This is a genomic window from Promicromonospora noduliphila (assembly GCF_056951025.1).
Map to the genome: position 1 here is coordinate 3,034,472 of NZ_CM167806.1, position 23,447 is coordinate 3,057,918.

The following is a 23,447-nucleotide window of genomic DNA, read 5'->3' on the forward strand; positions in this document are numbered from 1 at the left end:
CGAGGCACGGGGCGGATGAGGGCATGGCCGACGGCGGGCCAGCACGCTCCGGCACGCATCGCCGAACACGACGGTGCCTCGCCACTCCACAAGGAGCAGCGAGGCACCGAGCTACTGCGCTGTCAGGCCGTCACCCGACGCCGCAGCCCCAGGCCACCGGCACCGGCGAGCGCCAGCACCGCAGCCCCCAGGCTCATCATCGGAACCGGCGGCTCCTCCCCCTCGGTGACGGTGATCGTCACCGTGGCGGTCTGCGGTTCGCAGTACTCGCCCGAGACCGTGTAGGTGAACGTGTCCGTCCCCGTGAAACCGGCCTCCGGCGTGTAGGTGAAGGTGCCGTCCGCGTTCTGCGTCACCGTGCCGTGCCCGGCATCCGACACCATCTCGAGCTCCTTGCCCGCAGGGATCGTGTCGTTGCCGGCCACGTCGATGGTGGCCGACGAGCCGGACACGACCGAGGCAGAGTCGTTGACCAGAGTCGAGTCCTGCGGAAGGCACTGGTCGGCAGGCTCGGTCACGTGGTCGTCGGTGTCGTTCGACGGGTCCGAGTCCTCCTCGTTCGGCAGGACGGTCGCCGAGTTGCTGATGGTGCCGGTCGCGCCCTCGGGCACGAGCGCCGTCACCATGAACTCTCGCGACTCGCCAACGGCCAGCGTGCCGCTGACGCAGGTCACCGTCTGCCCGTCAACGGTGCATCCTTCGTCGGCCTGGATGTCGGTCAGCGGCAAGGGTACCTCGTCGGTCAGGGTGAAGCCCGAGGAGACGCCCGCACCGTTGTTGGTCACGGTCAGCGTGTACGAGATGGTCTGCCCGGGTACGTACGTCGCAGGTCCCTCCTTGACCACCTGCAGATCGGTGGGGACACCGGGCGAGGAAGCCCCGTCGTTGTTGGTCGCACTCGGGCCGTCGCTGGTGGCGATGATCCGGATCGTGGGGCTCGCCGAGCTCGCATTGAGGATCTCGATCTGGGTGACGGTCCCGGACGAGTTGGTCAGGGTTCCGATGTTCCCGTTGCCGTACAGCCAGACGGCGCCCTGGGCCTCGTCCGCCGGCAGGAGCGCACCGAGGACCGTCACCTGCCCGCTCGCCGGATCGATCCGCACCATCCGCCCGGTGAAGTTCTGCGTGCCCCAGAAGTAGCCGTCCTTGTAGACCATGTCCGAGATGGCAGGCGCGGATGTCAGCCTGATGGAACGCAGGAGGGCACCAGTGCTCGGGTCGATGACACGGACCACGGTGGCGCTGTTGCCGTCCATCACGTAGTAGTTGCCGTCCGGCCCGAAGGCGCCGGTGTTGAAGTTCCCTTCGGTGCCGCTGGAGAACGTGCCGGTGCCCACGCGCGTGACGTAGCCGTCCTGGCCGACACGAACCAACGACCCCGCCGCGATTGCTCCGCCGTCACTCGCCGTGCCCGCGTTGTACGTGATGGCGTAGAGGTAGTTGTCAGTGGTGCTGTACGCCAGCGCGTTGTACATGAAGTTCACAGGCGCGCCCTCGTCGACGAACGACGTCACTCCCGCGCCGTTGGTGACGGCCGCCTTCAGCTGTGTCTGTCCGGCGCCGATGTCGATCTGGGACACGTAGACCGCCGGCGACGCCGCATCGAACGGGTCACCGGGTGCGGCAGATGCCGGCGTCGCCAGCAGAGGCGAGGCTGTCAGAGCCGCGCCCAGAGCCAGGAGGGCAACCAGCAACCTCCGAGGACGCCTTGCAGTTCGCTGAGTCATGCGCAACTCCTTCCCTCTTGCACCCCGGGCGGGATGCACGCGGTACGACCTGCCGGCCGCACTCGTGGGGCTAGACGCGACTTTCCGAAACCGCCAACGGAAATGTGACCTACACCACATCCGAAGCGGGCAGATCGCCGCTGGCCGGCGTCGAGCCCTTCGCGCTCGGCCGAGGCCACGCGGAACACCTCCGCGCCAGCCGCGGCGGGCACCACTAAAGCCGATCCCTCACCTCACCCGTCACCGCCCCGCTCCCGCCCCGTCCATCCGGTTGCAAGCCGCGACACCGACGTACCTCCAGGTCGCGGACGCACCGAGAAAGGAAGACACATGAGCAAGACCTCTCGTGAGATCAAGGGCGGCCGTGAGCTCGTGCGGGCTCGCGTCGCCGCCGCGGGGCTGGGCGCCTCGCTCCTCCTCGGCGCCGGCGCGATGACCGCCTCGGCGGCGCCCGTGACCGAGCCGGTGAACTGGGCGTCGAACTCGGGCACCACGGCGAACAACCTCACCTGGACCGGCCGGGGCGGCGTGGCCGGCACCAGCGGCAACGTCCGGGACGGCGTGACCCGGACGCTGACGTTCAGCGAGCCCGTCACGGCGACGTTCGACGTGCACAACCTCAACGGCTGGAGCGGCGGGTCGCGGGAGTGCTCGCAGCTCTCTCCCGGCGTCGTGCTGGTCCGGCTCGACCCGGACAACACGTGGAACCCGAACACCCGCCAGCTCTGCTACCGCGGGCCGCAAGGCACCTCGGCCGACGGCAGCACCAACGGCGACACCGTCTCGTCGTTCCGCACCAGCGAGCCGATCACCGAGCTCTCCCTGACCGGCACGAGCGGCGGCAACCGGGAGAGCACCATCCGCGACCTGTACGTCACCCACGACGTGCAGCCCGCCGTCCCGATGGTCGCCCCGGCGTTCGCCGCAGTGGGTGTGCTCGCCACGGGCGCCGTGGCCGGCATCCGCCGTCTGCGGGGTGCCAAGCAGGAGACCGCCCAGGAGACGGCCGCCACGAAGGCCTGACCAGGCCGACCCACAGGCCTACGGGAAGAGACGTCCCCCTCGGCCCGTAGACCGAAGCCCCGCCGCTCTCACGTCCACGAGCGGCGGGGCTTCGTGCTGCCCGCCCACCCTCGGCAGACTCCTCTTCGAGACCGGGGCTCGTTCGCTTTTGAGCGGCTTCAAAGCCGACAAACCTCGGTCTCGAGCGGGACTGCGCCGGCAACGCGACAGCGCCGTCACCACCGCATCTGCACGGCGTCAGTACACCGCGTGACGATCACCGCTCCCCCCGCCGCGCCCCCTCGCCACGTCCGGCCCGAGACGCTCCCGGTGCCATCGCCCCCGCTGCCGTCGGTGTACTTCCGGGCCGTGGACGGGCTGCGCGGCGTCGCCGTCCTGTCGGTGCTCATGTACCACACGGGCCTGTACCAGAACGGCCTGTTCGGCGTGGACCTGTTCATGGTGCTGTCCGGGTACCTCATCACCCTGACGCTGCTCCGCGAGGAGTCCCGCAGTGGCCGGATCCACCTGGGCGCGTTCTACCGCCGTCGGGCCAAGCGGCTGCTGGTGCCGCTGCTGGTGACGCTCGGTGCGGCCGCCGTCGTGACGGCCCAGTTCGGCCGGCCCGAGGAGACCGACCGGGTGATGCAGCAGGGCCTCGCCTCGCTGCTCCAGGTGGCCAACTGGGAGCAGATCGCGCGCGGCGAGTCCTACTGGGACGCCATGGGCGTGCCCGGCCCGCTGGCGCACATGTGGTCGCTGTCGCTGACCGAGCAGTTCTACCTCGCGTGGCCGCCGCTGCTGGCCTTGGTGTGCGCCACGGTCACCCGGCGCCGGCACGCCGCCATCGCGGCGCTCGCGGCCGGGCTCGCCGTCGCCATGACGGCGGCCACCGTGCTCCAGTACGACGGCGGCAACGCCGACCTGCTCTACCTGGCCACCCACACGCACGGCGTGGGCCTCATGGTCGGCTCGTGCGCCGCGTTCGTGACGGCGACGGTGCTGCGCCGCCGGGCCCGCGGGCTGCCCGCGCGCCGCCTGCCCCGGCTCGTCGCGAGCCTGATCACGCTCACCCTGCTGGCCGCGATCGTGCTGGTCTCCGTGCGCACCGACACCTACGAGGCGGCCTGGCTCTACGAGGACGGCGGCCTGACGGCGGTCGCCGTGCTGGGCGCGGCGCTGATCCTCTCCCTGACCAGGGAGGACACCTGGGTGGCCCGGGTGTTCGGGTCCATGCCATTGGTGGAGCTCGGCAAGGCCTCCTACTCGCTGTACCTGGTGCACGTGCCGGTGTTCTGGGTGCTGCAGCGCGCCCTGGACGCGCCGTCGCCCGCCACGATCGCGCTCATGGGCATCCCGTGGTCGATCGTTCTGGCGCTGTTCCTGCACCACATCGTGGGCGAGCCCGTGCGGCTGCGCCGGTGGAACCGCGCGGGCGGCACGTCGTTCGCCGTCCTGACCGCTGCGGTGTGCGCGGCCCTGGTGGTGTCGCCCACGCTCGTGCGGCAGGAGTCCGGCTCGGGCAGCGTGCGGGTGCTCGTGCTGGGCGACTCGCTCGGCCACGACTTCGCCACGTCGCTGACCACCTTCGCCGCCAAGGACTTCGCCGTGACCGACGCCGCGTTCAACGGCTGCGGCATCTTCAGCCCCGAGACGAGCCGCACCACCGCCGTCGAGCAGGGCCCCGCGCCGGGCTGCCTGCCCTGGGAGGACCGGTGGCGCGACGCCGTCAACGAGTCGACACCCGACGTCGTGCTGATCAACCTCGCGTGGGACGGCGCGGAGCAGCGGGTCGACGGGCAGTGGATGGAGCCCTGCTCCCCCGCGTACGCGGACCGGTACCGCGGCCAGCTCGCCTCGGCGCTGGAGATCCTGACGGCGGACGGCGCGCCGCGGCAGGTGCTGCTGGCCAGCTCGCGCCGGTTCACGCCCATCGCGACGCCGGAGGGGGCCGCCTGCCACACCGCGCTGCTGCGGGAGCTCGCCGCGCAGCACCCCGACACCGTGCGCATCCTCGAGCTCGACGAGTTCGTGTGCACGGACACGGCCTGCCGCCAGGAGACCCCCGACGAGGCGCCCACCTACATCGACACGGTGCACTTCACGCGCGCGGGCATGCGGTGGATCGAACCGTGGCTGACGGCCAGCATCCAGGAGGTCACCCGCACCGAGCCGCGTCGCGGGTGACCGGGGTGGCCGTCACCCGAGACCGCCGTCGTCGTCTGCCTCGGTGGGCGCTTCCCGCGTCGCGACGAACCCCGCGGGCTACAAGCCCCGGGAACGACCGAAGGAGAACCATGCACCCGATACGAACACTGAGCAGGCTGACCGTCGGTGTCGGTCTCGGCGTGGGGCTGGTCCTGGCCGCCGGGGCCTGGCCCGCGCAGGCCGCCCCCGGGCCCGGATATGACCTCCACGACGACCAGGCCACGACCACCGTCGACACGCCCATCCGGATCGACACCCTCGCCAACGACGAGTGGTCGTTCCCGGCGGGCCTGCACGGGTGGTTCGACACGCTGCAGAGCCCCACGGCGCAGGGCGGGACCGTCGTGGACGAGGGCTACGGCGTCGCCTACTACACGCCGCCGCCCGGCTTCGTCGGCACCGACACCTTCGACTACGGCCGGACCGAGTACGTCACCGGGGAGTACTCCGACACCGCGACCGTGACGATCACGGTGACCGCGGCGGACAACCCTCCGATCCCGATGATCGCGCCGGGTATCGCGGCCGTCGCCCTGCTCGGCGGCGGCGCCCTGCTGGGCACGCACGGGCTGCGCGGCCGACAGCGAGCCTGACCGCCACCAGTTCCCGGGCCGCCCTCGGCGCCGCTACCTCCTCACCCCCGGAGGCGGCGGCACCGGGAGCGGTACCGGGTGACCAGCCCCACAGAACCGGACCGTCGTCGGCACCGCCCGGCTGCGTCTGTCCCCGAGGAGGGCCGCGACCCGTGCGGCCCGCGGAGCGAGAGGAACACAGCATGTACAACACCCCTGGTGTCGGCAGCGGCGTCGCGACCGGCGTCGTCGGCGCGGGCACGCTCGCGCAGACCGGCTTCGACGGCCTGTGGCTCGCCGTCGCCGCGATCACGTGCGTCGTCGGCGGGTTCATCCTCATCCGGGCGAGCCGGCCGCGCCGTCGGCTCGCGGCGACGGGCCAGCGGTGACCGCCCCACCCTTCCCGGCGGTGGCCGACGGCGGCTCCCCCGCCGCCGTCGGCCCGCGGCCGGCGCGCGGTCACGGGGTGCTGCGGGTGCTGGCCGCGCTGCCGCTCGCGGCGGCCGGCGTCGCCGTCGTGCTGCTCATGGACCGGTTCCGGCACGGCGAGGCGCTGCTGACCGCCTGGTCGCTGGAGACCGTGCTGGGGCGTCCGGCCAAGGTGTTCCCGGCCGAGGACGTCTTCTACTACCAGGCGGCGCCCGGGGCGATCCCGGTCTGGGGCGGCTTCACCATCACCGAGGAGTGCTCGGCCGCGTGGTACGTGGGCGGCGTGCTGGTGGCCACCGCGCTGCTGCTCGCGGTGTGGCGCCGGGCGCGGGCCGGGCGGCTGCTCCTCGCGAGCCTCGCCACGGTCGCGATCCTCGTGGTGGTCAACACGGCGCGCATGGTGCTCATCACCGAGGCCACCGCCCACTGGGGCGAGACGGGCTTCGGCTGGTCGCACACCGTGGGCGGCTCGATCCTCATGATCGCCACGCTGTGCCTGTGCGCCCTGGTCTTCACCCGCATCGCCCTGCTGCGCGGGCCCCGGCGCGCCGACGCCGTCCGCCGTCGCCGCGGCGCGGCTGCCTCGCCAGCCCGAGAGACAGCGACAACCCGAGAGACAGGGGACGCGTGAGCCTCGTCAGCCTCGTCGCCACACTCATCATCACCTCGTCCATGGCGTACTTCGTGCTGCTCATGTGGTCGGGGATCAAGGAGATCCGCCGCAACGGCACCCGCCTCGACCACCTGGGCGGCACGAGCTACGGCACCGGGCCCACCGCCGCCACGCCCGACCTCGCCGTCTACTTCCTGGTCCCGTGCCTCAACGAGGCCGAGGTGATCGGCCGCACGGTCGCGGGCCTCACGATCAACCCGGGCACCACCACCGTCGTCATCGACGACGGGTCCGACGACGACACCGCCGCCATCGCGCTGGCCTCGGGCGGCGCCCGGGTCGAGGTGGTGCGCCGCGAGCTGCCCGAGGCCCGCAAGGGCAAGGGCGAGGCCCTGAACGCGGGACTGGCGCGGGTGCGGGAGATGGTCGCCACGCTCGGCCAGGACCCCGACCGCGTGGTGGTGTGCGTGATGGACGCCGACGGGCGGCTCTCCGAGCGCGCCCTGCGCCACGTGCTGCCGCTGTTCGACCGGCCCGGCGTGGGCGGCGTCCAGCTCCAGGTGCGCATCCGCAACCGCACCTCGTTCCTCACGCGGTTCCAGGACTTCGAGTTCTGGGGCGCCTCCAGCGTCACGCAGATCGGCCGCTCCGCGACCGGCACCGTGAGCCTGGGCGGCAACGCCCAGTTCAGCCGCCTGTCCGCGCTGGACTCGGCCGGCGAGCGCCCCTGGACCGACTCGCTGACCGAGGACCTGGACCTGGCGATCACCCTCGCCCTGCGCGGCTGGGAGCTGACCACCACGCCGTTCGCGTCGGTGGAGCAGCAGGCCGTGGAGAAGATCCCACTGCTGCTGCGCCAGCGCACCCGCTGGTACCAGGGCCACATGATGACGATCAAGCGGCTGCCCGAGATCTGGCGCTCACCCCACCTGTCGCACGTGGCGGCGCTGGAGCTGTCGTTCTACTGCCTCTCCCCCTGGGTCCTGACCCTGCCCTGGTCGGTGCTGTTCCACGTCTGCCTCGCCGACCTGATCCTCAACGGGTCGGCCCTCCTGGACTTCGCCACCACGCCCGTCGTCACGGCGCTCGTGGTGCTCGCCTGGTACCTGATCGCGTTCGCCCCCGCGGTGTTCAACGGCGTCCTCTACTGGCGCCGCGACCGCCGCGTGGGGCTGTGGCGCGGGCTCGCGATGGGCAACTACATGGTGCTCACCAACTACCTCTCGTTCGCGTGCGCCTGGAAGGCGCTGGCCCGGGTGCTGCGCGGCGAGACGGCCTGGGCCAAGACCGCCCGGACCCGCGAGGCCCCCGAGCCAGCGAGCCCGCGGTCCCTCGTCGAGGCGGTGCCGGCCCGGTGACCGGGCGGTACTCCCGCGGCCGCTGGGCCGCCGTCGCCGCGCGCCCGTGGCTCGCCACCGCGGCCTGGGCCGCACTCCTGTTCGTCCTGGGCCTGGTCCGCGTGTTCGTCCCCCGCCCGGTCGGCCTGGCCGACGACGGCAGCGGCGCTCCGCTCGCCTGCTGGCTCGGCATCGCCCCGGACACCGACGACCGGTACTTCGCCTTCGCCGTCTTCCGCTGGCTGGCCGACGACGGCCCGTGCGCCCACGACACCACGACGGCGCCCCCGTGGCCGCAGCTCGCCGGGCTGTCGCTCGTCCGCGTCGTGTCGACGGCGCTGGGCACCGCGGAGCTGGACCTCCGGGCGTCCTCGGTCTTCTACTGCGCGCTCGCGGCGCTCCTCGCCGCACTGGTCGGCCAGCTCGCCCGACGGCGGCGCTACGGGCGGGCCGTGACCGCCGGCCTCACCTGGTTCCTGCTGATGGACGCGTCCTTCGTCGGGTACGCGGCCAGCCTGTACCCGCAGGCGGCAGGGATCGCGGGCCTGTTCCTGTGCACGAGCGGCTGGCTGCTGCTGGATACGACCGGGCGGGGGCGGGGTCGTGGGCTGCGGGGCGGGTGGGTCGGCTGGGGTGTGCTCGGCCTGGGGGGCGCGGTGCTCGTCTCGTCCGGGCCGGTGGCCGCGCTCGCCGTCGTGCCGATCGGGGTGGCGCTGGTGCTGCGCGCTTACCGGGCTCGCGGGCGTTCGCGCTGGGCCGGCTGGGCCGTGCCCGTGGCGCTCACGATCGTGCTCGCCGGGCTCGCGGCCGACGCGGGCGTCGACCCCGGCCCCCCGCAGCCCACGTGGGACGTCCCGTCGGGCCCGGCCGCGCTGTACGACCGGCTCGACCGGACCGTCGACGCCATGGGTGACGGCCGCCCGGACGGCCTGGGCTCGTTCGACGAGGCCGGCGACGCGCGCCCCGGCGAGCAGGAGCAGCGGGTCACGCTCTTCTCGTCACGTCAGGCCCAGCTCTCCGCGCTGGGCCCGCCGGGGGCGATCGTCTCGGGGATCCTGCTGGCCTGGCTGGCGGTGGTCATCGTGCGCTCGCCGGTCCACGGCCGCAACGCGCGGCGGCTCGCGGCCGTGGCCTTGGTCCTGCTGGGCATCGCGGTGAGCCAGGTGGTCGGCACCGTGCTCCTCGACACCGCCGTCCCCGCGCGCCACGTCGTCGTCGGCAGCCTGGCCGCGCCCCTGAGCCTGTGCCTGCTGGTCGCCGCCGGGCTCACCTCACGCGCGCTCGACGCGGCCGCCAGGCCGGCGGTCGCGCGGGTGGGCTGACGGATCACGAACGCGGACGTCACCGCTCCCCCACGGCTACGTCGGTCAGGGTGGCCCGCGGTCAGCGGGCCTGCCGACCGAGCAGAAAGAAGCGCCATGCACCAGACCGCTCGCCGCCAGATCGCCGTGCTGTACGGGACCCGGCCGGAGGCCGTGAAGCTCGCCCCCGTGGTCAACGAGCTCAAGCGGCGCGCCAGACACACGCCGCTCGTGGTCACCTCCGGGCAGCACCGGGGCATGCTCGACCAGGTCAACCGGCTCTTCGACATCGAGCCGGACCACGACCTCGGCCTGCTGCGGCGCGGGTACTCGCTCGACGACGTCCTGGTGGGCGCCATCCGCGGCTTCAGCGAGTACCTGGACGCGCACCCGGTGGACGCCGTCGTCGTGCAGGGCGACACGACGACGGCGTTCGCGGGCGCGCTGACCGCGTACCACCGCCAGATCCCGGTGGTGCACGTCGAGGCGGGGCTGCGCACCGGGGACGTCTACTCGCCGTTCCCCGAGGAGGGCAACCGCAAGTTCATCAGCGCCATCGCCGCCCGGCACTGCGCGCCCACCGCCCTGGCCGCCCGCAACCTCTACCTGGAGCACGTGGCGGAGCAGCAGGTGGTGGTCACGGGCAACACCGTCATCGACGCCCTCATGCACACCGCGTCCCTACCCGTCCGGATCAGCGACCCGGTCGTGGACACGGCGATCAAGGTGGGCCGGCGGCTGGTGCTGGTCACCGCGCACCGGCGCGAGTCGTGGGACGACGGGATCGCCCAGGTCGCGCAGGCGATCACCCAGGTGGCGGCGCAGTTCCCGGACGTGCTCTTCGTGCTCCCCCTGCACGGCAACCCGATCGTGCGCGAGGCGATAGTGCCGACCGTCGTCAGCACGCCGAACATCCGGCTCACCGAGCCGCTGCCCTACGCCGAGTTCTGCCGGGTGCTGTCCAAGACCAGCGTGGTGGTCACCGACTCCGGCGGCATCCAGGAGGAGGCGCCGGCCTTCGACGTGCCCGTCGTGATCACCCGCGACACCACCGAGCGCCCCGAGCTCCTGGACGCCGGCGGCGGGGTGCTCGTCGGCACCGATGCTGGACAGATCGCCGACACGCTCAGCGCACTGCTCACCGACCAGGAGCTGCACCGCCGCATGGCCACGGCACCCAGCCCGTTCGGCGACGGCCACGCCGCCGAACGTGTGGTCGACGTCATCGAGACCATGCTCACCAGCCGCCGGGCGGACGACGTCACCGGGTGGACGACGGCGGCCGCCTTGGCGCGCTGACGGGGTCACCCGATCTCGGCGGGAGGGTTCGCCCGGGTGCAGGCCGGGGCGCCGACCGGTACATTCCGGGCATGCGATCGACGGCGCCGAGGCGACCCTCCCGGTGGCGCAGGAGCCTCCCGTGGTTCGGTGTCGGGGCCGTCGCGGTCGCGGCGCTGGTCGTCTTCATCGCGTCCGAGCTGGTGCCTGCGGACGCCGCCTGGTGGGTCACGGTCCTGGCCGCTGTGGCCGGCCTGGCGGCGGGCTTCGTGCTGGAGCACCTCGCGGGCCGGGCGCTGGACGCGCGCGAACGACGGCGCCAGGTCGCCGAGGCAGCGACGCACCTGCGGGCGCGGGCACCCAGCGGGCTGACGACGCTGCTGTCCCCGCACCGGGCCGCCGAGATCGGGCTGCCGCTCCTGGGCCGGGACGCCCAGATGGCGGAGCTGCTGGCCTGGTGCACAGGCACGAGCACCGGCCCAGGCCCAGGCCCAGGCCCAGGCCCAGGCCCAGGCCCATCGTTCCGCCTGATCACCGGCCCGGGCGGCGTCGGAAAGACCCGCCTGGCCGACGAGCTGCAACGCCGCCTCCACGACGCCGACCGAGACTGGGAGTGCCTGTTCCTCGGCACCAGCCGGGACGCCCAGGGCGCGGTCGCCACGGTGCGCGAGCACGCCGGCGACCGGCCCGTGCTCATCGTCGTGGACTACGCAGAGACCCGCCCCGACCTGCGCGAGCTCCTGACCGACGCGTTCGACGACCCCGGCACGCTCCGCGTCCTGCTGCTCGCCCGGCAGGCCGGCAACTGGTGGGACAAGCTCACCGGCATCCCCGGCGGGCTCGGCGGCGCCCTGGCCGCCGGGTACCACGACCAGGACCTGCCCGACCTCGACGCCGCACCCCACGACGTCGTCCAGGCCGCCGCCACCGCGTTCGCCACGCACCTCGGCGTGCCGGTCCCGCGGGTCCGGTTCGACGGCACCGAACGGTCGCGGGTGCTGGACCTGACCGCCGTCGCCCTGGTCGCCGTCCTGGACGTGCTGCAGAACCCTGACCGACGCGCAACGTCCACCCCCGCCACCTCCGGCCCCGTGAGCGCCGGCCAGGTGTTCACCGAGCTGCTCCGGCACGAGGCCGACCGGTACTGGCAGGCCACCGCCCACGACGTCGGCCTCGGCGACACGCTGACCGTCGGCATGCGGCGCGTCCTGGTCGCCGCCGTCGCCCTGCTGGGGGCGCCGGACCAGCCCGCCACCGAGGCACTCGCGGACCGCGTGCTCGGCACGTTCGCCGACGACGCGCCGCCGGATGCCGCCGCGGCCGCGCGCTGGCTCCGCAAGGCCTACCCCACCACCGACGACGGCGCGGGGAGCTGGGTCGAACCGCTCACCCCGGACCGGGTCGCCGAGCACCTGGTCGTCGACGCGCTGACCGTCGGCCCGCGCCCGGTCGCACGGCGGGTGACGGCGCTGCTGGAAGGCCTCTCGGACGACCAGGCCGTGCACGCGATGATCGTGCTGTCCCGCGCCGCGACCGATCCGGCCCGGGACCCCGACCAGCGCATCCAGGTCCGAGCGCTGGCCGACCACCTCGCCGACCACCTGCCCCCGCAGCACACGACGGTGGGACGTGTCCTGTGGGCCCTGCTCGGGCCGTCGGTGACGATGGCTCCCACGGCCGTGCGTCTCGCGCGCACGCACGTCGCCCTGCTCGACGCCGCCGACGGCGTGGACGACGAGCACGTCGCCGACGCCGCGAACACGCTCGGGTTCTGGTCCTGGGACCTCGGCCGGCCCGACGAGGCGCTGCCGGCCCTCCAGCGGTCCGCGGACCTGTACGAGCGGCTGGCCGAGACCGACCCGGAGAGGTACGAACCCGACCTCGCCCACGCGCTGACCAGCCTCGGCGTCGGGCTGACGGCCGTGGGCCGGCCGGACGAGGCCCTCTCGGCCAGCCGGCGTGCCGTCGAGATCCGCACCCGCCTGGCCGACACCGACCCCGACCGCTACCGTCCCGCACTCGCGATGTCGCTCGTCAACTTCGGGATCGATCTCTCCGAGCTGGGCCGGTACGACGAGGCACTGCCCGTCGCGCAGCGCGCCGTCGACCTGTACCAGCGGCTCACACAGGTCAGTCCCGAGCACCACGAACCCGACCTCGCCCGCGCGCTGACGAACCTCGGGAGCTGCCTCTCGCTGCTGGGCCGGCCGGACGAGGCCCTGGCCGCCACGGAGCGGGCCGTCGAGATCCGCGAGCGGCTCGCCCGGACCAACCCCGACCGCTACGAACGCGACCTCGCCATCTCGCTGACCAACCTCGGGATCGCGCTCACGACCCTGGACCGGCCGGACCAGGCCCTCTCGCCCACCCGACGCGGCGTCGAGGTCTACGAGCGGCTCGCCCGGAACCATCCCGACCGCTACGAGCCCGACCTGGCCATGGCGCTGGACAACCTCGCCGTCGACCTCGCCGCGCTCGGCCGGGAAGACGAGGCGCTGCCGGTCGCGCAGCGCACCGTCGACCTGTACCAGCGGCTGGCGCAGGCCAGCCCCGAACGCCACGAGCCCGGCCTCGCCCGCGCGCTGGACAACCTCGCGTACAGGCTGACGGCGCGGGGCCGGGCGTCCGACGCCCTGGCGCTCGTCGCGCGCGCCGTCGACGTCTACGAGCGGGCCGTGCACCGCAACCCCGCGCCGTACACGGCAGGTCTCGAACGGACGCGGGCGCACCTGGAGCACCTCCGCGGGGAGACCGGGTAGCACCGGGCGAGTCGGCGCTTCGACCAGCACTGAGGGCGCTGGCCGCGCCCCGTTGCCCTACCGGACGGCGATCTCACTAAGTGAGCCACCCACCTCGGCGTGGTATCGACGACCTCACTGAACATGCCGGCCATCTCGCCGCACTACCACCACCTGGCGGCCGAACCGCAGGTTAGCGGTCACCACGAGCGTCGAACCGCAAGCTCCGAGTCACCACCGACGTCGAACCGAACGTTGTGTGTCCGGATGGGCACTGATCGACGTGTACCTTGCGGTTCGACGACGAAAGTGGTGACCAACTTGCGGTTCGGCCGTCGGGTGGCGACCAACTTGCGGTTCGGCAGACCACCAGGACCGAAGTCTTGGGCCCGAGTGAGTGTCAGTGGCGGCTGGCACCATCGAGGCATGGAACAGATACAGCTCCTTCGCCCTGACGGGCTCGTCTCGAGCCCCGCCTTCAGCCACGTCGCCGTCGTGCCGCCCGGTGCGACCACCATCTACGTCGGCGGCCAGAACGCCGTCGACGCCGATGGTGCGCTCGTCGGTGCGGACGACGTCGCCGCACAGTCGGTCCGCGCCGTCGAGAACGTACGGACCGCGCTCGCGGCGGCCGGTGCCACCTTCGCCGACGTCCTGCAGTGGAACGTGCTCTACGTCGACGGCGTCGATCTCGCCGCGGCGTACGGCGCCATCGCGCCGCTGCTCGCCTCCGACAAACCCCCGCTCGTGACCGGGGCGCGCGTCGCCGGACTGGGGGTGCCCGGCGCGCTGGTCGAAGTCAGCGCCGTCGCCGCCGTGCTCCGATGAACGGGAAGACGCCCTAACCCCGCCGCGACCGCAGGACCAGCTTCCGGACCTCGTCGAACCACAGCACCGACGACGCCATCGCGACCGCCACACCCCAGTGCATCGGGTCGAGGTCGGCCGTGCCGAAGGCCACCTGGAGGAACGGCACGTGCACGACCGCGACCTGGAGCACGACCCCCAGCACGATCGCGCCCCAGAGCCAGCGGCCGGCGAACAGCCGGTGGAAGGCGCTGGTGGTCTCCGACCGGGAGTTGAGCACGTTGAAGAGCTGGGCCAGCACGAGCGTGGTGAAGCCGGCTGTGCGGGCCACCGTGATGGAGTCGGCGCCCTCGACCAGGCCGCCCGGCAGGAAGATGTCGATGGTCAGCAGGGTGGCGACGCCCATGACGAGCCCGATGCTCAGCACGCCGGTCCACATCCGCGCGTCGATGATCCGCTGGTGCACGCCCCGGGGCGGCCGGGCCATCACGTCGTCGGTCTCGGGGTCGACGCCCATGGCCAGCGCCGGCCCGGAGTCGGTCACGAGGTTGATCCACAGGATCTGGGTGGCCAGCAGCGGCACGACGACGGCCTCGCCGCCCGCCGCACCGTCGAGGCCGACCACCCCGGCCAGCACCACGCCGAGCAGCACCGTGCAGACCTCGCCCATGTTGGAGGAGAGCAGGTACCGCAGGAACTTCTTGATGTTGTCGAAGATGATCCGGCCCTGTCGCACGGCGGCGACGATGGTCGCGAAGTTGTCGTCGCCCAGGATCATCTTGGCCGACTCCTTGGTCACCTCCGTGCCGGTGACGCCCATCGCGACGCCGATGTCGGCGGTCTTCAGGGCGGGCGCGTCGTTCACGCCGTCGCCCGTCATGGCCACGACGTGCCCGTCGGACTGGAGCGCGTCCACGATCTGCAGCTTGTTCTGCGGCGCGACGCGGGCGTAGACCGACACGGTCCGCGTGGTCTCACGCAGGCCCTCGGCGTCGAGGTCGTCCAGCTCGGTGCCGCTGACGGCGCGGGACCCGGGCTCCACGATGCCGAGGTCGCTCGCGATCCGGGTGGCCGTGACCGGGTGGTCGCCGGTGATCATCATGACGCGGATGCCGGCCCGATGGGCCTCGGCCACCGCCGCCCGCACCTCGGGCCGCGGCGGGTCGATGATGCCGACCACGCCCAGGTAGACCAGGTCGGACTCGTGCTCCTCCAGGCCCTCGGTGCCGAGCCCCTCGGCCACCCGCCGGTAGGCCACCCCGAGGGTCCGGTACGCCTGCTGCGACAGCCGCTCGACGGCGGCGAGCGCGGCGGCCCGCCGCTCGTCGTCGAGCGGGACGGTCGCCTCGCCCACCTGCACGTCGGTGCAGCGCGGCAGGAGCACGTCGGGCGCGCCCTTGGTGACCAGCGCCCAGGCGCCGTCGCCGGGCGGGTCCACGAGCGCGGACATCAGCTTGCGCTCCGACGTGAACGGCACCTCGCCGCGGCGCTCGAAGCCGGCCACCCGGTCCACGGTGCCGGCGAGCTTGTGCGCGGCCACGAGGAAGGCAGCCTCGGTCGGGTCGCCCTGCACCGTCCACTCGCCGTCGCGCTCGACGAGCTGGGCGTCGTTGGCCAGCGAGCCGCCGCCCAGCACCATGGTCACCTCCCGGACGAGCCCCTCGTCGGTGAGCGGGGCGTCGTCCGGGCCGGTGCGGGCCGCGCCGTCCGGCCGGTAGCCCACGCCGGTGAGGGCGACCTCGCCCGAGGCCGTGACCACCCGCTGGATGGTCATCTCGTTCTTGGTGAGGGTCCCGGTCTTGTCCGACGCGATCACCGACGCCGAGCCGAGCGTCTCCGCGGAGTGCAGCTTCTTGACGACGGCGTTGCGGCGCGCCATCGCCTGCACCCCGACGGCCAGGACCACCGACAGGATCGCGGGCAGGCCCTCCGGCACGGCGGCCACGGCGAGCGAGACGCCGAGCAGCAGGACGGTGACGAGGTCGCTCGCCGTCCGGACGTCGTTGACGAGCGCCGCCAGGACCATCACCACCACAGCGATGCCGATGACCGTGAGGCCGAGCACCTTGCTCACGCGCGAGATCTCCCGCTGCAGCGGGGTGACCTCCTCCTCGGTGGCGTCGAGGAGCTGCGCGATGGCGCCCATCTGGGTGGCCATCCCGGTGGCGACCACGACGGCCCGGCCGACGCCCTGGGCCACGGCGGTGCCCTTGTAGACCATGTCGAACCGGTCGCCCAGCGGCGCCCTGGCCGCGAGCACCGCCGCGTCCTTGAGGACGGCCTCGCTCTCCCCGGTCAGCGACGACTCCTGCACGCGCAGCGCCGTCGCGCCGAGCAGGCGCGCGTCGGCGCCGACGGCGTCGCCCTCCGCCAGCACGAGCACGTCCCCGCGCACCAGCTCGGCCGACCGCACGGTGAGCCGGCGGCCGTCGCGCAGCACGGTGGAGGTCGCCTCCGTCATGGACCGCAGCGCCGCGACGGCGCTCGCGGCCCTGCTCTCCTGGACCAGGCCGAGCACCGCGTTGAGCACGACGATCGCCGCGATCACCACGGCGTCCACCGGCACGCCGTGCGCGCCCTCGACCCACCAGACGGCTATCGAGATGGCCACGGCCACCAGCAGCAGGGCCACCAGCGGGTCGCGGAACTGGTCCAGGACCTTGCGCCAGAGCGGCACGGGCGGCCGCGACCGCAGCTCGTTCGGCCCGTCGGCGGCCAGGCGCCGCGCGGCCTCGTCGTCGGACAGGCCGACGGCCGGGTCGACGCCGAGCTCGCGGGCGACGTCGTCCGCCTCACGGACCGACGGGTCGAAGGGCGTGCCGACGGGTGCGGCGACGGACGGCTGCTGGGCGGGGCGGCGTGGAGTTGCCACACAGCGATCATCCACCGACGGCGCGGCCCGTGCGCGCCCGGCGCCGTCAGCCCGCGCTGATCCCCTGGTCGAACCGCGCGCGGTGGGCCCGGACCTCGTGCCCGTCGGCCTGGGCCCAGTCCACGAACCCGTGGACGAGGTCGGTGAGCTTGCGGCCGAGCGGGGTCAGCTCGTACTCGACCCGTGGCGGCACCTCGGCGTAGGCGGTGCGCGTGATCATCCCGTCCCGCTGCAGGCAGCGGAGGGTCTTGCTGAGCATCCGGTGCGAGACGCCGGACACAAGGGACTGGATGGCCGAGAAGCGCTGCGGGCCGGCGATCAGCGCCGCGATCACCAGGAGCGTCCACCGGTCGGCCACGAGCCCGAGCAGGTCCTTGGTCAGCTCGTGGGTCTCGCCGTCACACGGGGAGTCCGGCGCCCCCGGCATCCGTGCCGCCACACTCTCCAGCCGCGCATCACGCGAGGTCGACGCCATGCCCCAATGCTTCCTCTCCGGTTACCGACGTACTTCAAAGTGCGTATTTGAAAGCTGGATTACCCGCATCTCCGCACTGTTGTCACACCTGGACCAACCGGCGCGTCCTCGCGTTCGTTCCCGCCCGGCACGCTCGCTCCCCGGCCTCCGGGGCGGAGCCGGGCGGGAGCCGGTCCTCGGACAAGAACCACTCACGCCAGGAGTAAGGACCAGCAATGCTCAAGATCGGAATCATCCTCGGCAGCACCCGCCCGGGCCGGAACGGCGAGGCCGTCGCCAAGTGGGTCTACGAGATCGCGTCGCAGCGGACGGACGCGGTGTTCGAGCTCGTGGACCTGGCCGACTACCCGCTGCCCCACCTCGACGAGCCCATGTCGCCGGCGCTGGGCCAGTACGCCAAGGACCACACCAAGGAGTGGGCCGCGAAGGTCGCCGAGTTCGACGGCTACATCTTCGTGACGCCGGAGTACAACCACTCCACCTCCGGCGTGCTCAAGAACGCCCTCGACTTCGTGTACGGCGAGTGGAACAACAAGGCCGCGGGCATCGTCTCCTACGGCGGCGTGGGCGGGGCCCGCGCCGCGGAGCACCTGCGCCTGATCCTGGCCGAGCTGCAGGTCGCCACCGTGCGCCAGCAGGTGGCGCTGTCCCTGATCACCGAGTTCGAGAACTACTCGGTGTTCAAGCCGGGCGAGCACCTGACCCCGGCCCTCGACACCATGCTGGACCAGACCGTCGCGTGGGCGGGGGCGCTCGAGCCGCTGCACGCCTGAGCGGGCCGACGCCGCACGGCGCCGTCCGGTCAGGGGACGATCAGGACCGGGTCAGGAGCGGACGAGGCGCGCTATCGCGTCCGACGCCTCCTTGACCTTGGCGTCCGCCTCGTCGCCACCTGCCCGGGCGGCGTCCACCACGCAGTGCTTGAGGTGGTCGTCCAGCAGGCCGAGCGCGACGCTCTCCAGCGCCTTGGTCAGCGCGGACACCTGGGTCAGGATGTCGATGCAGTACTGCTCCTCGTCGACCATCCGGTGGATCCCGCGCGCCTGCCCCTCGATGCGCTTGAGCCGCGCGAGGTACTTCTCCTTGTCGGTGATGTAGCCGTGCGTGGTCGGCGCGTCGCCATCCGCGGCCATCGTGTGGTCGGCGGGGGATCCTGATTCGGTCATGGTTCCCATGGTCTCATCTCCATCTGGTCAAGTGGGCTGCCGTTCAGGCGTCCTGCAGCGCCCGCGCGGCCCGCCCCGGCGACGCCGGCAGCCCGGCGTCCGCCGTCCGGCTCGCGAAGGAGCGCAGGCGCAGGCTGTTGCCGACCACGAAGACGCTCGAGAACGCCATCGCCGCGCCCGCGAGCATCGGGTTGAGCAGCCCGAGGGCGGCCAGCGGGATCGCCGCGACGTTGTACCCGAACGCCCAGAGCAGGTTGGTCCGGATGGTGCCGAACGTCCGGCGGGAGAGCCGGATCGCGTCGGCGGCCGAGCCGAGGTCGCCGCGCACGAGCGTGATGTCCGCCGCCTCGATGGCGACGTCGGTGCCCGTGCCCATCGCCAGCCCCAGGTCGGCCTGCGCGAGGGCCGGGGCGTCGTTGACGCCGTCGCCCACCATCGCCACCACCTTGCCCTCGGCCTGCAGCCGCGCGACGACGTCGGCCTTGTCCTCTGGCATGACCTCCGCGACGACCCGCGTGATGCCCACCTCCGCGGCGACCTGCTCCGCCACCGCCCGGTTGTCCCCCGTGAGCAGCACGGGCTCCAGGCCGAGCGCGACGAGCTGCGCGACGGCGTCCGCGCTGGTCGGCTTGACCTGGTCGGCGACGACGAGGATGCCGCGCGCCTGCCCGTCCCAGCCGACGGCGACCACGGTCTGACCCTCGACCTCAGCCTGAGCCTTTGCCTCGGCCAGGTCCGCCGGCAGGTACAGCGACCAGTCCGCGAGCAGCGACTCCCGGCCGACGACGACGGCGTGCCCGTCGACCACACCCTGCACGCCCTTGCCCTGGACGCTCTCGAACGACTCGGGGGTCGGCAGGTCGCCGACCTCCTGGGTGGCGCCCTTCGCGACCGCCTGCGCGACCGGGTGCTCGGAGGCGTCCTCCAGCGCCCCGGCGAGCCGGAGCAGCTCCGCGCGCGTGGTGCCGGCGTCCGGGACGACGTCGAGCAGGGTCATCCGGCCGGTGGTCACGGTGCCGGTCTTGTCGAGCACCACCGTGTCGACGGCGCGCGTGGACTCCAGCACCTCCGGGCCCTTGATCAGGATGCCGAGCTGGGCGCCCCGCCCGGTGCCGACCAGCAGCGCCGTCGGCGTGGCCAGCCCGAGCGCGCACGGGCAGGCGATGATCAGCACGGCCACCGCCGCCGTCATCCCGGCCGCGACGGGGAAGCCCGCGCCGAGCCAGGCGCCGAGGGTCGCGACGGCGACCGCGATGACCACGGGGACGAAGACGCCGGAGACCCGGTCCGCGAGGCGCTGGATCTCGGCCTTGCCCGACTGAGCGTCCTCCACGAGCCGCGCGATCCGCGCGAGCTGCGTGTCCGCGCCCACCTGCGTCACGCGGACGACGAGCCGCCCGCCCGAGTTCACGGTCGCCCCGGCCACGGTGTCGCCCACGCCGACCTCGACCGGGACGGACTCCCCCGTCAGCATCGACGCGTCGACGGCGGACGCGCCGGCCACCACGACGCCGTCGGTGGCGATCTTCTCCCCCGGGCGCACGACGAACTCGTCGCCGACCACCAGGCTCTCGACCGGGACCCGGGTCTCGGTGCCGCCGCGCAGCACGGCGACGTCCTTCGCGCCCAGCTCCAGCAGCGCGCGCAGCGCCGCGCCGGCCCGCCGCTTGGACCGCTTCTCGGCGTACCGCCCGACCAGCACGAACATCGTGACGCCGGTGGCCACCTCGAGGTAGATGTTGCCGGCGCCGTCGGACGGCGCGACGGTCAGCTCGAAGCCGTGCGTCATGCCCGGCTCGCCCGCCGTCCCGAGGAACAGCGCGTACAGGGACCAGCCGAACGCGGCCAGGACGCCGAGCGAGACGAGGGTGTCCATGGTCGCGGCGCCGTGCCGCAGGTTGGTCCACGCCGCCTTGTGGAACGGCCACGCGCCCCACACCACCACCGGGGCCGCGAGCACCAGCGACGCCCACTGCCAGGAGGTGAACTGCAGCGCGGGCACCATCGCCAGCACGATCACGGGGACCGCGAGCGCCGTCGAGATGATCAGCCGGGTGCGCAGCGCCAGCAGCTCGGCGTCCGGTCCGGCGTCGCCGTCGTCGTCCGACGCGGGCTCGGGGGCGGGCAGGACGGCGGTGTAGCCGGTCTTCTCCACCTCGGCGACGAGGGCGGTCAGGTCGTACCCGGCGGGCGCGGTGACCTTCGCCTTCTCCGTGGCGTAGTTGACGGTGGCGCTCACGCCGTCGAGGCGGTTGAGCTTCTTCTCGACCCGCATCGCGCACGACGCGCAGGTCATGCCGCCGATCTGCAGGTCGACGGTGGTGACCGGCCCGTCCGCGCGGGCCGTGGTGTCCGACATCATGCCCCTTCCGTAGCGTCTCGCGTGGTGTCTCTCGCCGTGTCGACGACGAAGCGTGCCGTGTGCACGTCGCCGTCCACCTTGAAGTCCAGGTACAGCAGGTACCGGCCGGGCGTTGGCGCCTCGGTCAGGAACGTGACGTCCGGGCCGGACACCGACCCGGCCTCGGGCTCGGCGCCGTCGGGGTGCACGTGCAGGTAGGCGAGGTCGCCCTCGCGCAGGGCCACCAGGTGCCCGTAGGCGCCCAGGTAGGGCTGCAGGTCGGTGACGGGCGCGCCGTCCTTGGTCACGGTCGCCGTGAGCACGGACTCGCCGCGCGCGCTCAGGTCGCCCGTGAGCGTGGCGGTGTACCCGCCGACCGTGTCGGTGTCCGACGCCGGCACCGCGCCCGCCTCACCGTGCTGCCCGTCCGTGCCCGCCTCGTGCGTCCCGTCCGTGCCCGGCATGTCCGTGCCGCCGTCGGCCTGCTCCGCCGCCGACCACGCGGCGGCGGAGCCCTCCGGTACGACAGCACCGGCGACGACGAAGGCCGCGGCGAACACCGCTGCGAGTCCCGCGCCGTACAGGCCCAGCCGCCGCGCGGTGTTCATCAGACCCGCTCCGCCGCGTACCCGGCCTCGTCCACCGCGGCCAGCACCGCGGCGTCGTCCAGCACGGCGGCGCTGCGGACCACGAGCTTGCCGGTCGCGGAGCTCACGTCCACCTGCTCGACGCCGGGCAGCCGGCTCACCTCGCCGCGCACGGCCATCTCGCAGTGTCCGCAGGTCATGCCGGTCACCTGGTACTCGCTCGTCGTCATCGCCTTGTCCTTCCGCTCGGAGAATGTTACCCCTAGGGGGTAGTCGTATCCCCACCTTATACCCCCGTAGGGTATATGCAAGCGGCGGGCGGTGATCCACGCGAGGAGTGCGAGAGGCCGAGGGGCCCGCGCGGAGCCCCTCGGCCTCCAGGTCGGCGGGCCGGCGATGCGCGCGCCGGACCGGTACGAGGTCTGATCCCCTCAGCGCACCCGGTCGTAGACGAGGGCCAGCTCGCCGTGCTCGCCGGCGGCCTGGCTGACGAGCGCCCACTTCCCCGCGGGCAGCCCGTCGTCGAAGAGGCGCGGCCCCCCGCCCAGGAAGATCGGGAAGATCATCAGCGCGAGCCGGTCCACCTCGTCGGCGGCGAGCAGCGCCTTGATGACGCTCGCGCTGGAGAAGACGACGATGTCGCCGCCGTCGGCTGCCCGGAGGTCCGCCACGACCTTCGCGGCGGGCTTGTCGACGATCGTCGTCCGCTCCCACGGCGGCGTCGCGAGGGTGGACGAGAGGACCACCTTCTCGGTGTCGACGAGCCACTTCGCGTAGCCCTCGTCGCGGGGGTCTACGCCGTCCGCGCCGATGACGGTGGGCCAGAAGCCGAGGAACCCCTCGGCATTGACCCGCCCGAGCAGGGCAGTGGTGGCCGGCTCCCAGAGGCTGGTCAGGTGGTCGCGGGCGACGTCGCCCACCGCGTACGGCATCACCCAGCCCATGTCGGCGGGGTCGGCCGCTGCGTAGTGGCCGTCGAGGGAGAGGCTCATGTTCGTGACGACCCTGCGGCCGCCGGTCTGCTCGGTCATGGTGTGCTCCAGGTGGTGGTGTCGTGGTCGGTGCTGTCCGCGGCGAGGAGCGCCGCGAGCTTGTCGAGGCTCTGGCCGAAGCCGAGCCGGATACCCGCGACGAAGTCCGCCGAGTCCACGGTGCTGTCGCTGATCAGGTAGCGGACGTCGAGGTCCGTGCCGGCGTCGGTGCGCCGGAGGTCGAGGCCGACGTGGGCGGTGAAGGCGCGTCCGCCGTCGGGCAGCACGGGAGAGGAGCGGTACGCGAGCCGCTCACCGGGGCGCGCCTCGTCCACGACGCCCTCCGCGCGCCCCACGACGACGTCGGAGCCGTCGGTGTCCTCGACGTCGCGGTACTCCAGGACGACCCGGCCGCCCGGCCGCGCCTCGAAGACGAGCTCGGAGACGCGCAGGTCGTCCGGCGCCCACCACCGGGCGAGCAGGGTGGGATCGGTCAGGTGGTGCCAGACCGCCTCGGGGCTCGCGGCGAGCGACCGGAGGAAGGTGAAGGAGCGGTCGTCGGCCCACCCCGGTTCCGCCGCGGCGAGGCGCTCGGCGTCGAGGCTGATCCGGTACCGCTCGTGGGTCTCGTGCGAGCCGCCGGCCTGCTCAGCGGCGTCGGCGAGCCGGCCGAGCGCGGCCGCGAGGTCCCGCAGCGGGCCGGGCCGGAGCGCGTAGATGCGGCGCTGACCGGTGCGCTCCGAGACGACGACGCCGGCCCGCTCGAGCGTCTGCAGGTGCTTGGTCGTCTGCGGCTGACGCGCCCCGGCGAGCTGGGCGAGCACGCCCACCGGGCGGGGTCGTTCGGCCAGCAGGCTCACGAGCCGCCAGCGGGCCGGGTCGGCCAGTGCGGTGAGGAGTGGGTCCATGGCCACGAGTATTCTCCACAGAGAATATTCGCGTCAAGGAATAACTGACGCCGAACGGTAGCGGGTGGGCGCCGGGGGCGGTCCCGTCCGCGCCATCCCCGCGCGGACGGGACCT

Annotated in this window: 20 protein-coding genes; 11 read left to right on the forward strand and 9 right to left on the reverse strand. The window is 73.1% G+C overall.

Annotated features, from left to right (window positions below; genetic code table 11):
* Window positions 1-122: 122 nt before the first annotated feature.
* Entirely contained in the window at window positions 123-1,580 is a 1,458-nt protein-coding gene (locus AC0QU1_RS13290; RefSeq protein WP_483569826.1) for a DUF6923 family protein, read from the reverse strand.
* Window positions 1,581-2,057: 477 nt separating this feature from the next.
* Between AC0QU1_RS13290 and AC0QU1_RS13295 the strand changes: the two genes are divergently transcribed.
* From AC0QU1_RS13295 to AC0QU1_RS13340, 10 genes are all read left to right on the forward strand, one after another.
* Window positions 2,058-2,750, forward strand: coding sequence for a hypothetical protein (locus AC0QU1_RS13295; RefSeq protein WP_483569827.1), 693 nt, complete (start codon window positions 2,058-2,060; stop codon window positions 2,748-2,750).
* Between the two features lie 309 nt (window positions 2,751-3,059).
* Window positions 3,060-4,916 carry an acyltransferase family protein gene (locus AC0QU1_RS13300; protein WP_483569828.1) on the forward strand — a complete coding sequence of 619 codons (1,857 nt, stop codon included), beginning with the start codon at window positions 3,060-3,062 and terminating at the stop codon, window positions 4,914-4,916.
* 110 nt (window positions 4,917-5,026) lie between these two features.
* The gene (locus tag AC0QU1_RS13305) at window positions 5,027-5,530 is read left to right on the forward strand and encodes an Ig-like domain-containing protein (RefSeq protein WP_483569829.1); all 504 of its coding nucleotides are present in this window, start codon (window positions 5,027-5,029) and stop codon (window positions 5,528-5,530) included.
* Between the two features lie 182 nt (window positions 5,531-5,712).
* Window positions 5,713-5,898: a hypothetical protein gene (locus AC0QU1_RS13310; RefSeq protein ID WP_483569830.1), complete on the forward strand. Its 186-nt coding sequence runs from the start codon at window positions 5,713-5,715 to the stop codon at window positions 5,896-5,898.
* Window positions 5,895-6,569 (forward strand): archaeosortase/exosortase family protein, encoded by a 675-nt coding sequence (locus AC0QU1_RS13315; protein ID WP_483569831.1) that lies wholly within the window; start codon window positions 5,895-5,897, stop codon window positions 6,567-6,569. Before AC0QU1_RS13310 ends, AC0QU1_RS13315 begins: the two co-directional genes overlap by 4 nt.
* Window positions 6,566-7,909, forward strand: a complete 1,344-nt coding sequence (locus tag AC0QU1_RS13320; protein ID WP_483569832.1) for a glycosyltransferase — start codon at window positions 6,566-6,568, stop codon at window positions 7,907-7,909. The genes AC0QU1_RS13315 and AC0QU1_RS13320 overlap by 4 nt, the downstream gene beginning before the upstream one ends.
* Window positions 7,906-9,210, forward strand: a complete 1,305-nt coding sequence (gene wsfD / locus AC0QU1_RS13325) for a glycan biosynthesis hexose transferase WsfD (RefSeq protein WP_483569833.1) — start codon at window positions 7,906-7,908, stop codon at window positions 9,208-9,210. The genes AC0QU1_RS13320 and wsfD overlap by 4 nt, the downstream gene beginning before the upstream one ends.
* A 96-nt stretch (window positions 9,211-9,306) precedes the next feature.
* Window positions 9,307-10,488 (forward strand): non-hydrolyzing UDP-N-acetylglucosamine 2-epimerase, encoded by a 1,182-nt coding sequence (gene wecB / locus AC0QU1_RS13330; RefSeq protein ID WP_483569834.1) that lies wholly within the window; start codon window positions 9,307-9,309, stop codon window positions 10,486-10,488.
* Between the two features lie 71 nt (window positions 10,489-10,559).
* On the forward strand, window positions 10,560-13,226 hold the full coding sequence (locus AC0QU1_RS13335) for a tetratricopeptide repeat protein (RefSeq protein WP_483569835.1): 2,667 nt from the start codon (window positions 10,560-10,562) through the stop codon (window positions 13,224-13,226).
* A 405-nt stretch (window positions 13,227-13,631) separates the two neighbouring features.
* Entirely contained in the window at window positions 13,632-14,033 is a 402-nt protein-coding gene (locus tag AC0QU1_RS13340) for a RidA family protein (protein ID WP_483569836.1), read from the forward strand.
* Between the two features lie 13 nt (window positions 14,034-14,046).
* Here the strand turns inward: AC0QU1_RS13340 and AC0QU1_RS13345 are convergent, their stop codons facing one another.
* Window positions 14,047-16,884, reverse strand: a complete 2,838-nt coding sequence (locus tag AC0QU1_RS13345; RefSeq protein WP_483569837.1) for a cation-translocating P-type ATPase — start codon at window positions 16,882-16,884, stop codon at window positions 14,047-14,049.
* 46 nt (window positions 16,885-16,930) lie between these two features.
* Window positions 16,931-17,359, reverse strand: coding sequence for a winged helix-turn-helix transcriptional regulator (locus tag AC0QU1_RS13350; protein WP_483569838.1), 429 nt, complete (start codon window positions 17,357-17,359; stop codon window positions 16,931-16,933).
* A gap of 215 nt (window positions 17,360-17,574) precedes the next feature.
* On the opposite strand from AC0QU1_RS13350, the gene AC0QU1_RS13355 reads away from it, so the two are divergent.
* The gene (locus AC0QU1_RS13355; protein ID WP_483569839.1) at window positions 17,575-18,132 is read left to right on the forward strand and encodes an NADPH-dependent FMN reductase; all 558 of its coding nucleotides are present in this window, start codon (window positions 17,575-17,577) and stop codon (window positions 18,130-18,132) included.
* Window positions 18,133-18,183: 51 nt separating this feature from the next.
* On the opposite strand, the gene AC0QU1_RS13360 is transcribed toward AC0QU1_RS13355, so the two are convergent.
* The 6 genes from AC0QU1_RS13360 to AC0QU1_RS13385 all read right to left on the reverse strand — a co-directional run bounded on the left by AC0QU1_RS13360 (window position 18,184) and on the right by AC0QU1_RS13385 (window position 23,332).
* Entirely contained in the window at window positions 18,184-18,492 is a 309-nt protein-coding gene (locus tag AC0QU1_RS13360; RefSeq protein ID WP_483576686.1) for a metal-sensitive transcriptional regulator, read from the reverse strand.
* A 76-nt stretch (window positions 18,493-18,568) separates the two neighbouring features.
* On the reverse strand, window positions 18,569-20,887 hold the full coding sequence (locus AC0QU1_RS13365) for a heavy metal translocating P-type ATPase (RefSeq protein ID WP_483569840.1): 2,319 nt from the start codon (window positions 20,885-20,887) through the stop codon (window positions 18,569-18,571).
* The gene (locus AC0QU1_RS13370) at window positions 20,884-21,474 is read right to left on the reverse strand and encodes a DUF8832 domain-containing protein (protein WP_483569841.1); all 591 of its coding nucleotides are present in this window, start codon (window positions 21,472-21,474) and stop codon (window positions 20,884-20,886) included. The genes AC0QU1_RS13365 and AC0QU1_RS13370 overlap by 4 nt, the downstream gene beginning before the upstream one ends.
* Window positions 21,474-21,683, reverse strand: coding sequence for a heavy-metal-associated domain-containing protein (locus AC0QU1_RS13375; protein WP_483569842.1), 210 nt, complete (start codon window positions 21,681-21,683; stop codon window positions 21,474-21,476). The genes AC0QU1_RS13370 and AC0QU1_RS13375 overlap by 1 nt, the downstream gene beginning before the upstream one ends.
* A 201-nt stretch (window positions 21,684-21,884) precedes the next feature.
* Window positions 21,885-22,484, reverse strand: coding sequence for a dihydrofolate reductase family protein (locus AC0QU1_RS13380; RefSeq protein ID WP_483569843.1), 600 nt, complete (start codon window positions 22,482-22,484; stop codon window positions 21,885-21,887).
* Entirely contained in the window at window positions 22,481-23,332 is an 852-nt protein-coding gene (locus AC0QU1_RS13385; protein ID WP_483569844.1) for a metalloregulator ArsR/SmtB family transcription factor, read from the reverse strand. Before AC0QU1_RS13385 ends, AC0QU1_RS13380 begins: the two co-directional genes overlap by 4 nt.
* Between the last annotated feature and the right edge of the window lie 115 nt (window positions 23,333-23,447).

Bases quoted from the DNA above. Each gene is read 5' to 3' on its own strand.
- AC0QU1_RS13305 (WP_483569829.1), top strand. From the start codon at position 5,027: ATGCACCCGATACGAACACTGAGCAGGCTGACCGTCGGTGTCGGTCTC.
- AC0QU1_RS13385 (WP_483569844.1), bottom strand. From the start codon at position 23,332: ATGGACCCACTCCTCACCGCACTGGCCGACCCGGCCCGCTGGCGGCTC.
- AC0QU1_RS13355 (WP_483569839.1), top strand. From the start codon at position 17,575: ATGCTCAAGATCGGAATCATCCTCGGCAGCACCCGCCCGGGCCGGAAC.
- AC0QU1_RS13380 (WP_483569843.1), bottom strand. From the start codon at position 22,484: ATGACCGAGCAGACCGGCGGCCGCAGGGTCGTCACGAACATGAGCCTC.
- AC0QU1_RS13335 (WP_483569835.1), top strand. From the start codon at position 10,560: ATGCGATCGACGGCGCCGAGGCGACCCTCCCGGTGGCGCAGGAGCCTC.
- AC0QU1_RS13295 (WP_483569827.1), top strand. From the start codon at position 2,058: ATGAGCAAGACCTCTCGTGAGATCAAGGGCGGCCGTGAGCTCGTGCGG.
- AC0QU1_RS13370 (WP_483569841.1), bottom strand. From the start codon at position 21,474: ATGAACACCGCGCGGCGGCTGGGCCTGTACGGCGCGGGACTCGCAGCG.
- AC0QU1_RS13365 (WP_483569840.1), bottom strand. From the start codon at position 20,887: ATGATGTCGGACACCACGGCCCGCGCGGACGGGCCGGTCACCACCGTC.
- AC0QU1_RS13375 (WP_483569842.1), bottom strand. From the start codon at position 21,683: ATGACGACGAGCGAGTACCAGGTGACCGGCATGACCTGCGGACACTGC.
- AC0QU1_RS13360 (WP_483576686.1), bottom strand. From the start codon at position 18,492: ATGGCCGCGGATGGCGACGCGCCGACCACGCACGGCTACATCACCGAC.
- wecB (WP_483569834.1), top strand. From the start codon at position 9,307: ATGCACCAGACCGCTCGCCGCCAGATCGCCGTGCTGTACGGGACCCGG.
- AC0QU1_RS13310 (WP_483569830.1), top strand. From the start codon at position 5,713: ATGTACAACACCCCTGGTGTCGGCAGCGGCGTCGCGACCGGCGTCGTC.
- AC0QU1_RS13340 (WP_483569836.1), top strand. From the start codon at position 13,632: ATGGAACAGATACAGCTCCTTCGCCCTGACGGGCTCGTCTCGAGCCCC.
- AC0QU1_RS13350 (WP_483569838.1), bottom strand. From the start codon at position 17,359: ATGGCGTCGACCTCGCGTGATGCGCGGCTGGAGAGTGTGGCGGCACGG.